Below are 8,658 nucleotides of genomic sequence, written 5' to 3'. Positions count from 1 at the left end.
CTCCCCTTCACCCCCACGTAAAGCCCCCGCCCGGTGAGGCCCTGGGGGTCGAACTCGACGCTCAGACCGGCCTGCCGGAAGGCGTCCGTGTATTCCTCGTGGGTGAACAGGAACAGGCGCAGTTCCTCGGTGAAGTACTCCACGCCCTGGGGGCGGGCGAGGAGGTAGTGGAACTCGAGCACGCTCTCGCGCCCTTCCTGGCGGCTGACGTTCATGCGGGCCACCTTGAGCTCGGGCTCGTCCACGAAGACGGCGTGGGGGCGGCCGTTCTGCCAGACCTCGGGGCTGAGCCAGGGCTCGAGCAGGAGCACCCCGCCGGGCTCGAGGTGGTGCGCCATCGCGGCGACCGCACGGTTCATCCCCTCCACGCTCCCGGCGTAGCCGATGGCGCTGAACAAGCACGTGACCGCGCCGAAGCGCTCGCCCAATTCGAAGTCGCGCATGTCGGCCCGGTGGAACACCACGTCGGGGTGCCGCTGGCGGGCCTCCTCGAGCTGCCCCTCGTCGAGGTCGGTCCCCACCACCCGGTAGCGCGCCTTGAGCTGCTCCAGGTGCTTCCCCGTCCCGCACGCCACGTCCAGCAAGCTGCCCGCCCCCGGGTTGCGCGCCTGGACGATCCCGTGGACGCGCCGCGCCTCGAGGCCGTAGTCCTTGAAGCCATAGATCTTGTCGTAGAGCCAACCGTACGCGTTGCGGGCCATAGGGGGATTTTAGGGAAACGGGAGGCGAAAAGCTTTAAGCCGTCAGCGGTCAGCTATCCGCTATCAGCCGTCAGCTCGTGGCTCGTAGCCTGTGGTTGACCCCACCCCTTCCCTCCCCGCGGGCGGGGAGGGGGTATCCCCCCGGCCCCCCTTGCTAAGGGGGGTGACAAAGCATCTTGCGTTTGGCGTACGACGTAAGACGTACGACGTACGACCCGCACCCGACGTACGACCCGCGCCCCGCGCCCGGCCATCGACCCCCGACCCCCGCTAATCCGTCGGCTCCACCACCGAGTCCAGCTGCTGCAACCGCAGGAACAGGCCTACCAGGTCCTGGTCGAGGTGGCCCGTGCGGGCGCTCTGCCACAGCTCGAGGGCGGCCGCTTCCCGGCCCAACGCCGACTTGTAGGGGCGCTCGGAGGTGAGGGCGTCGAAGACGTCGCACACCGCGAAGATTCGGGCGGGGAGGGGGATGGTCTCGCCCTTGAGGCCGTCGGGGTAGCCGCGGCCGTCCCAGCGCTCGTGGTGGTGGCGCACCACCTGGCGGGCGGCGGGGGGCACGAAGGGGAGGTTGCGCACGAGGTCGTCGCCCATGGGGGCATGGGTCTTCATCAAGGCGAACTCGTCGGGGCTGAGGCGGCCGGGCTTGAGCAGGATGGCGTCGGGGATGGTGAGCTTGCCGATGTCGTGGAGGTAGGCCCCCCAGCGCAGGTCGCGGATGGCGGTGGGGTCGAGCTTGAGGGCTTGCCCTAACTGGGTTGCCATGGCCGCCACGCGGTCGGTGTGCCCCGCCGTCTCGCGGTCGCGGGCCTCGAGCGCCACGCCGATGGCGCGCAGGGCCCGCTCGTAGGCGTCCTCCAGGCGCTGGGTGCGCTCCAGGCGGGCCACCAGCGCCCCGATCAGCCGCGCCCCCCCGTCCATCAGGCGGCGCTCGCTCTCGCTCCAGCCGCCCTTGGCCCGGCGGCAGAAGGTCAGGCCGCACTCCGCCCCGCTCTCGCGGCTGGCCATGGTGACGTAGAAGCTGTAGACCCCCAGGCGGGCGTAGGGCTCCAGCGCCGGGTAGTGGCTGCTGTCGGGGACGTGGACGTGGCCGCGCTCGAAGAGCCCCAGCTCGCTCAGGGTCGCCACGCTGACCTCGGCCGCCAGCGGCCAGGGCAGCTCGAGCTCCCCCGCCACGCTGTGGGCGTAGACCGTCTCGCCCCGCCGGCGTCCCAGGATCACCAGCTCGGCCCCGGCCAACTGGCGGATGCGCTCGATGGCGCGCTCGAGCACCTGGGGGTAGGTCTCCTCGATGAGGTGGGAGAGGTCGAGGAGGGCCTGCTTCTCCTGGATCTGGGTCTGGAGGCTCTCGCTCACCTGCACCCGCTCGAAGGCGCTGCCCGCCACGTTGCCCACCAGGCTCAGCAGGTGCAGGTCCTGCTCGCCCAGCGCGCCCGCGGCCTGGCGGGCCACGTGCAGCACCCCCACCGGCGTGCCCGCGGAGTCCAGCAGGGGCAGGATCACCAGCGAGCGCGGCCAGCGCTCGCTCTCCCCGTTGCGGTAGATGCGCGGGTCGCTCCAGGCGTCGCGGACGAGGTAGGGCTGCCCGCTCTCCAGCGCGGCCCAGGCCAGGCCGGGGTTGTGCGGGGCCTCGAAGTCGGCGGCGGGGGGCAGCTCGGCCACCAGGTGCAGCCGGTCGCGGGCGCTCACCCGGTACAGGGCCACCCAGTCGGCGTGGCTGAGGTCGCGGGCCACCGCCAGCAGGGTCTGGGCCACCTCCTGGCCGCTGCGGGCGTCGCTGAGCGCGCGGGTCAGGCTGCCGATGACCTCCAGCTCGTGCACCCGCTCGAGCAGGCCCTCGGTCGTGCGCACGCGCTCGAGGGCGCTGGCGGTGAGGTTGCCGATGAGCTCGACGAGCTGGACCTCCTGGGGGGTGTAGCCGTCGAAGGCGTCGCGCCCGCAGATGAGCGCGCCCAGCGGCAGCCCGGCCGAGTCGAGGAGGGGGAGGGTGATCTGCGAGCGGTTGAGGCCGCCCTCGCGGGCCTGGGCGGGGGTGAAGCCGTGGGGGTCGTCGGCCACGTCGGGGCTGTAGACGGTCTGGCGCGACTCGAGCGCGTGCCAGGCCAGCCCCATGCCGCGCGGCAGCCAGAAGGCCTCGACCTGGCTGAACCAGCCCACCCCGGCCACCACCTCCAGCTCCTGGCGCGAAGGCGTCAGCGTCAGCAGCGCGGCGTGCTCGGACTGCAGCAGCCGCGCGCTCTCGCTCACCACCCGCTCCCCGATCTCCTGCCGGGTCGCGGCGTCCTTGAGGGCCTGGGAGATGTCGGCGATGGTCTGGAGCTCGCGCAGCCGCGCCTGCAGCCCCTCGCTCGAGCGCACCCGCTCCAGCGCGGAGGCGGTGACGTTGGCGATGACCTGCAGCACCCCCACGTCCTTGGGGGAGAAGGCGTTGGGCTCGTTGCGCGAGGCCACCAGCGTGCCCAGCACCCGGCCCTGCGAGTCGTACATGGGCACCACCGCCCTCGAGCGCGGCAGGTCCTGCTGGCGGAAGGCGGTGTAGACCCGGGGGTCGTTGAGGGCGTCGGCGCTGAGCACGGGCTGGCCGCTGGTCACTGCCGCCCAGCTCAGGCCCTGGCCCTTGGGCACGCCCACCCCCAAGTAGGCGGTGAAGCTGCCGCGGGCCGCGGCCATGCGCAGCTCCTGCCCGTCGGGGCTGAGCAGGAAGATGCCCGAGCTCACCGAACCCATCAGCTTGGTGATCTGGCCGGCCACGGTCTCGAGCACGTCCCGGGCGGCGAGGGCGTCGTTGAGGGCCTTGGAGACCTGCTCGAGCACCTCCAGCTCGTGCAGGCGCTGGCGCAGGGCCTCGGTCTCGCGCACGCGCTCGAGGGCGGTGGCGGCCACGTTGGCCACCACCTGCAGCAGCCGCACGTCGAGGGGGCTGTAGCGCCCGGGGTGGCGGCGCCCCGAGCCCAGCACCCCCAGCGGGCTGCCGTCGGAGGCGAAGAAGGGCACCACGAGCTGCTCGTGGGGCGGGACCTTGTGGCGCCGGCGCGCGGGCGGGAGGTAGGCGCGGGGGTCCTGGGTGGCGTCGGGGGTGTGCACGGGCTGGCGCTGCTCGAGCGCCCGCCAGGCCAGCCCCCTGCCGCGGGGCACCTCCGCCCCTAAGAAGGCCTCGAACAGGCCCTGGGCCGCCTCCAGGCGCAACGCGGCGTCCTTGGGGTCGAGCAGCCCGACGACCACGTGCTCGGAGTTCATCAGCCGGGCGATCTCCACCTGAAGGCGCTCGGCGATGCCCCGGCTCGAGGTCGCCCCCCGCAGGGCCTCGGTCGCCGCCTCGATGACCTCGAACTCGCGCGCGCGGGCCTCGAGCTCCTCGCGGTCGCGGCGGGCCACCAGCAGCGCGGTGATCTGCAGCGCGTAGTCGCGGGCGATGTGCACCGAGTCGGCGTCGAAGGCGGCGGGGTCGCTGAGGGAGTCGAGGTTGATCTCGGCCACCGTCTCCCCGCGCAGCACGATGGGCACCGAGAGGTTGGCCTGGATCTGGGTCATGTGCTTGCCGATGCGCTCGACGAGGTGCTGGTTGTTGGGGTCGAGCTCGATGGTGGGGTGGAGCTGTTCGCGGCTGAGGATGCGCGGCTCGCCCCGCCGCCAGCCCTCGGGGTCGCCGTACCACCGCACGGCGGCCTCCTCGCTGGTCTCGATCCCCAGCACCTCCTCGCCGAAGCCCACCTGGGCCACGAAGCGGTAGCGCTCGCCCTGGCGCAGCCGCAGGCTGCCCGCCTCCGCCCCCGGCACCACCGCCACCGCCGACTCGAGGATGCTCTGCCACGCCTCGGCCTCGCTGCGGGTGGCCAGGGCTTCGACGGTGCGCAGCAAGGTGGCGTAGGGGGGCTCCGCCTTGGACTCGGCAGGACGCGCCCCGGCGCTGCGGGGGTCGGGGGCCGGGGCCATATCTTTAGATGGTAGTGCATCTTGCACCCGCCGGCGGTGTACTCGGTACAAGAGTCGAACGAAAGCGCGGGCCACGGGCGCGGGCCCGGTTCTCGGCCCAGGGGGGGCTTGCGCGGGAGATAGGGGGTCGTGCTACACTCTCTGCATTGCACCACTCCGAAAGGAGGTGACCACGATGATGATGAGCTACTGCTTCCTTCCCCAAGCCGTCACTGGCGTCTCTTCCGTGGTTTGCCTCCGTGCCGTTATGTCGGCAGCATAGACAGGGCGTAATTTCTGTCCGGGGGCACGCCAGAGGCCCCCGGACTTCCGTTTGCTACCCCATTCGAGGTTGAACCAATGCAACACGACACCAAAAGCTGGCTGGACGAGGAGCTCGAGGCCGAAGCGGCGCTCGAGGACGAGCCCGAGACCCGGCAGCACTTCGCCGAGCGCGCCCACCGCCTAGCCCGCAAGCCCCCCCGCCGCCGCTCGGTGAAGAAGCTCCTGGAGGACGGCCTCAAAGACCCCCGCGCCCCCAAGTTCAGCGACCCCGGCCTACAGAGCCTTTACGAAAGGGAACAGTTCAGCGAGCTGCTGTGGGAACTGCGCAGCGGCAAGGAGGCCACGGTCTACGTGGTGCGGGCTACTGAGAAGTCCTGGCCCGACAACCCCGAGGCCCTGCTGGCGGCCAAGCTCTACGTGGACAGCCGGGTGCGCTCGTTCAAGAACGACGCGCTCTACCGCCAGGGCCGCTTCGTCGGCAACCAGCGGATGGAGAAGGCCATCGACCAGCGCAGCCAGTTCGGCATCAGCGCCCAGAACGTGCTGTGGGTGGAGGAGGAGTACCGCCAGCTCCACGCGCTGCACCGGCTCGGCGTGCCGGTGCCCAAGCCCGTCGCCCACGCGGGCAACGTGATCCTCATGGAGTTCGTGGGCGACGAGGACGGCCCCGCCCCGCGCCTCTCGGAGGCGGGCCTGAGCCGGGAGGAGGCCCGGGAGGCGCTCGAGCAGGCCGTCCACAACCTGGGCCTGATCCTCTCGGCGGGCAAGGTCCACGGCGACTACTCGACCTTCAACCTGCTGTGGCACCAGGGCCGGGTGGTGGTCATCGACTTCCCGCAGATGGTGGAGTGGGACAAGAACCCCCTGGCGATGCAGATCCTCGAGCGCGACGTGCGGGGCCTGTGCCGTACGTTCGGCCACCTGGGCCTCCGCCCAAAGCCCGAGGCGGTGCTGCGCCAGGTCTGGCAAATTGCCCATGCCAACCCCACCCGCTTCACCCCCATGGAGGTGGCTTACCTATGAGCGAGGTCGCGTTGCTGGTCGTTGACGCCCAGGTGGGGGTGTTCCAGGGGCCCAGCCCCGTCTACCGCGCCGAGGAGACCCTGGGATGCATCGCGGCCCTCACCGCGCGGGCCAGGGCCGCCGGACTCGAGGTGATCTACGTGCAGGACGACGACATCGGGGGCTGTGGCACGCCCGAGTGGGAGCTGCACCCCCTCCTCGCCCCCCGGCCCGGCGACCTCCGGGTGCGCAAGCTGGCCGCCGACGCTTTCTACGGCACCCGCCTGCAGGGCGAGCTCGAGGCCCGCGGGGTGCGGCACCTGGTCGTGAGCGGCTTCAAGACCCAGTTCTGCGTGGACGCGACCTGCCGCCGCGCGGCCTACCTGGGCTACCGCGTGACGCTGGTGGCCGACGCCCACAGCACCTCCGACAGCCCCCACCTGAGCGCACGGCAGATCATCGCCCACCACAACGCCCTGCTCGACGGCATGAACGGCCCCGCCCACGGCTTCGAGGGGCTGGTGGGCATCGGGGCGCTCCCCGCCGGCGAGGTGGTTTTCCCCTCTCGCCCGGGGGCGGGAGCCTCTAGACCGACCACAGGAGGAAGCCCATGAACACCCGGCCTTTCGACTTCAGCGACGGCGACTACGCGCTCTACGTGCGGCTCAACAACGCGGTCTACCCCGACCGGCCCCGCACCCTGGAGGCCCTTCGCCACTTCGACGCCACCAAGGGCCCCGGCGAGGTCTCCCAGACCTTCTTCGTCGAGCACGGCGGCGAGGCGGTGGGCTGGTTCGCCTTCATGACCCCCCGCTTCAACCCGGTGCCGGGGCAGCTCGAGGTGGAGTGGGGCCTGCTGAGGGGCCACGAGGGCTTGGCCGAGGCGCTGTGGGGGGCGCTCGAGCGCGAGGTCGCCCCCTACCGGCCCGAGGCGCTGGTGAGCCGGGTGCGCGAGGACTGGCCCCAGGCGGCCTTCTACGCCGCGCACGGCTTCGAGGTCTACGACCGGATGTGGGCCAGCGTCCTCGACCTGCGTCGCTTCGACCCCGCCCCCTTCCGCCGGCCCCTGCCCGAGCCCCTCAGGATCGGCACCCTGGCCGACCTCGACTGCCAGAGCGAGGCGGTGCAGCGGCGCTACTACGCCCTGATCGCCGCTCTGCTGCGCGACGTGCCCTCGGCCCAGCCGGTGGAGGTGTGGCCCTTCGAGGTGTGGCAGGAGCGGGCCATGGGCGACAAGAACCTCATCCCCGAGGCCAACTTCATCGCCTTCGACGGCGAGGCCATGGTGGGGGTTTCGCAGCTGTGGCGCTCGCCGCGCCAGGAGACCCTCCAGACCGGACTCACCGGGGTGCTGCCCTCGCACCGGCGCCGGGGCGTCGCCCTCGCCCTCAAGCTGCGGGCGCTGGAGTACGCCCGTGCCCAGGGCTACCGCTACGTGCGCACCAACAACCACCAGGTCAACCGCCCCATGCTCGCCATCAACGAGGCGCTGGGCTTCGAGAAGGAGCCCGCCCAGCTCCACCTCAAGAAAAACCTGCTCGTCCGGGAGGAAACGTGAAAAGCACCCTGAACCCTACAAACCTGACCGTTCGCCCTTTCACCGAGGCCGACTACCCCGCCGCCGTCGAGGCCAGCAACGCGGTCTACCCCGACTACCCCGCCTCGGTCGAGGAGTGGCTTCACACCGACCGCAACCGCAACCCCGAGCACCGCTTCGCCCGCTTCGTGGCCGAGCTCGGCGGGCAGGTGGTGGGGGTGGGGCAGTACGGCCAGAGCGCCAGCAACTACCACCCGCGCAAGTTCTGGCTCGAGGCCTGGGTCCGCCCCGAGCACCAGGGCCAGGGCGTCGGCAAGGCGCTCTACCGGCAGCTCATGGACGCGCTGGCCCCCCTCGAGCCCCTCGCCGTGCGGGTGGGGGTGCGCGAGGACCTGCAGCGCGGCGTTCGCTTCCTGCAGGAGCGCGGCTTCGTCGAGGAGCGGCGGGCGTGGGAGTCGCGGCTGGACGTGCAGGCCTTCGACCCCGCCCCCTACCTCCCCCTCCTCGAGCGCCTGGAGGCCGAGGGCTTCGAGTTCAAGAGCATCCGCGAGCTGGAGGCCGACCCCGGGCGCGACCGCAAGCTCTACGAGCTCGAGCTCGCCGCCGAGCGCGACATGCCCGCCTCCGAGGCCTACACCGGCTACAGCTTCGAGCACTTCCTCAAGCACTACCTCCAAAGCCCCGACCTCTCGCCCGATAGCTGGCTGGTGGCGCTCAAGGACGGGGAGTACGTGGCCGTGAGCACCCTCTGGAAGGCCCAGGAAAGCCCCGACCTCCACAACGGGGCCACCGGCACCCGCCCCGAGTGGCGCCGCCGGGGGCTGGCCCTGGCGCTCAAGGTGAAGAACCTGATGTGGGCCAAGCGCGAGGGCTATGCCCAGGTCAAGACCTGGAACGACTCGACCAACCGCCCGATGCTCGCCATCAACGAGCGGCTGGGCTTCTGGAAGATGCCCGCGTGGGTCACCTTCCGCAAGGACTTCGGGGATAGCGCATGAGCCTCGTCTTCCGCCCCTACCACCCCCACGACCGCGAAGCCTGCCTCGCCGTCTTCCGCTCCAACGTGCCCCGGTTCTTCGCCCCGCACGAGGAGAGGGAGTTCGCCGGGTTCCTGGACGAGCTGCCCTGCACCTACTTCGTGCTCGAGGCCGCGGGCGAGGTGCTGGGCTGCGGGGGCTACTACGTGGCCGCCGGGCGCGGGGAGGGCGGGCTGTGCTGGGG

General features: G+C 71.6%; 7 protein-coding genes. 5 read left to right on the top strand and 2 right to left on the bottom strand.

The window, feature by feature from the left end; genetic code table 11:
* Both Mterra_RS16395 and Mterra_RS16390 read right to left on the bottom strand, forming a co-directional pair.
* The coding region (locus Mterra_RS16395; RefSeq protein ID WP_147372884.1) for a class I SAM-dependent methyltransferase at window positions 1–701 on the bottom strand (701 nt) is incomplete at its 3' end.
* Between the two features lie 270 nt (window positions 702–971).
* Window positions 972–4,634, bottom strand: a complete 3,663-nt coding sequence (locus tag Mterra_RS16390) for a GAF domain-containing protein (protein WP_119316141.1) — start codon at window positions 4,632–4,634, stop codon at window positions 972–974.
* Window positions 4,635–4,973: 339 nt separating this feature from the next.
* Between Mterra_RS16390 and Mterra_RS16385 the strand changes: the two genes are divergently transcribed.
* The 5 genes from Mterra_RS16385 to Mterra_RS16365 form a co-directional block, all read left to right on the top strand.
* On the top strand, window positions 4,974–5,921 hold the full coding sequence (locus Mterra_RS16385; RefSeq protein ID WP_119316140.1) for an RIO1 family regulatory kinase/ATPase domain-containing protein: 948 nt from the start codon (window positions 4,974–4,976) through the stop codon (window positions 5,919–5,921).
* The gene (locus tag Mterra_RS16380; protein ID WP_119316139.1) at window positions 5,918–6,514 is read left to right on the top strand and encodes a cysteine hydrolase family protein; all 597 of its coding nucleotides are present in this window, start codon (window positions 5,918–5,920) and stop codon (window positions 6,512–6,514) included. The genes Mterra_RS16385 and Mterra_RS16380 overlap by 4 nt, the downstream gene beginning before the upstream one ends.
* Window positions 6,511–7,458 carry a GNAT family N-acetyltransferase gene (locus Mterra_RS16375; protein WP_119316138.1) on the top strand — a complete coding sequence of 316 codons (948 nt, stop codon included), beginning with the start codon at window positions 6,511–6,513 and terminating at the stop codon, window positions 7,456–7,458. The genes Mterra_RS16380 and Mterra_RS16375 overlap by 4 nt, the downstream gene beginning before the upstream one ends.
* Window positions 7,455–8,435, top strand: coding sequence for a GNAT family N-acetyltransferase (locus Mterra_RS16370; protein WP_119316137.1), 981 nt, complete (start codon window positions 7,455–7,457; stop codon window positions 8,433–8,435). The genes Mterra_RS16375 and Mterra_RS16370 overlap by 4 nt, the downstream gene beginning before the upstream one ends.
* Window positions 8,432–8,658, top strand: a 227-nt coding sequence (locus Mterra_RS16365) for a GNAT family N-acetyltransferase (RefSeq protein WP_218022956.1), incomplete at its 3' end; no start/stop codon positions are given. The genes Mterra_RS16370 and Mterra_RS16365, both read left to right, overlap by 4 nt.

This window comes from Calidithermus terrae (assembly GCF_003574345.1).
In the GTDB taxonomy this organism is placed as follows: Bacteria; Deinococcota; Deinococci; order Deinococcales; family Thermaceae; genus Calidithermus; species Calidithermus chliarophilus.
The sequence above is the reverse complement of the archived record's forward strand: the minus strand, read 5'-3'. Positions and strand labels throughout refer to the sequence as shown.

Coding starts and splice junctions, on each gene's coding strand:
- Mterra_RS16390 (WP_119316141.1), bottom strand. CDS start 4,634: ATGGCCCCGGCCCCCGACCCCCGCAGCGCCGGGGCGCGTCCTGCCGAG.
- Mterra_RS16385 (WP_119316140.1), top strand. CDS start 4,974: ATGCAACACGACACCAAAAGCTGGCTGGACGAGGAGCTCGAGGCCGAA.
- Mterra_RS16380 (WP_119316139.1), top strand. CDS start 5,918: ATGAGCGAGGTCGCGTTGCTGGTCGTTGACGCCCAGGTGGGGGTGTTC.
- Mterra_RS16375 (WP_119316138.1), top strand. CDS start 6,511: ATGAACACCCGGCCTTTCGACTTCAGCGACGGCGACTACGCGCTCTAC.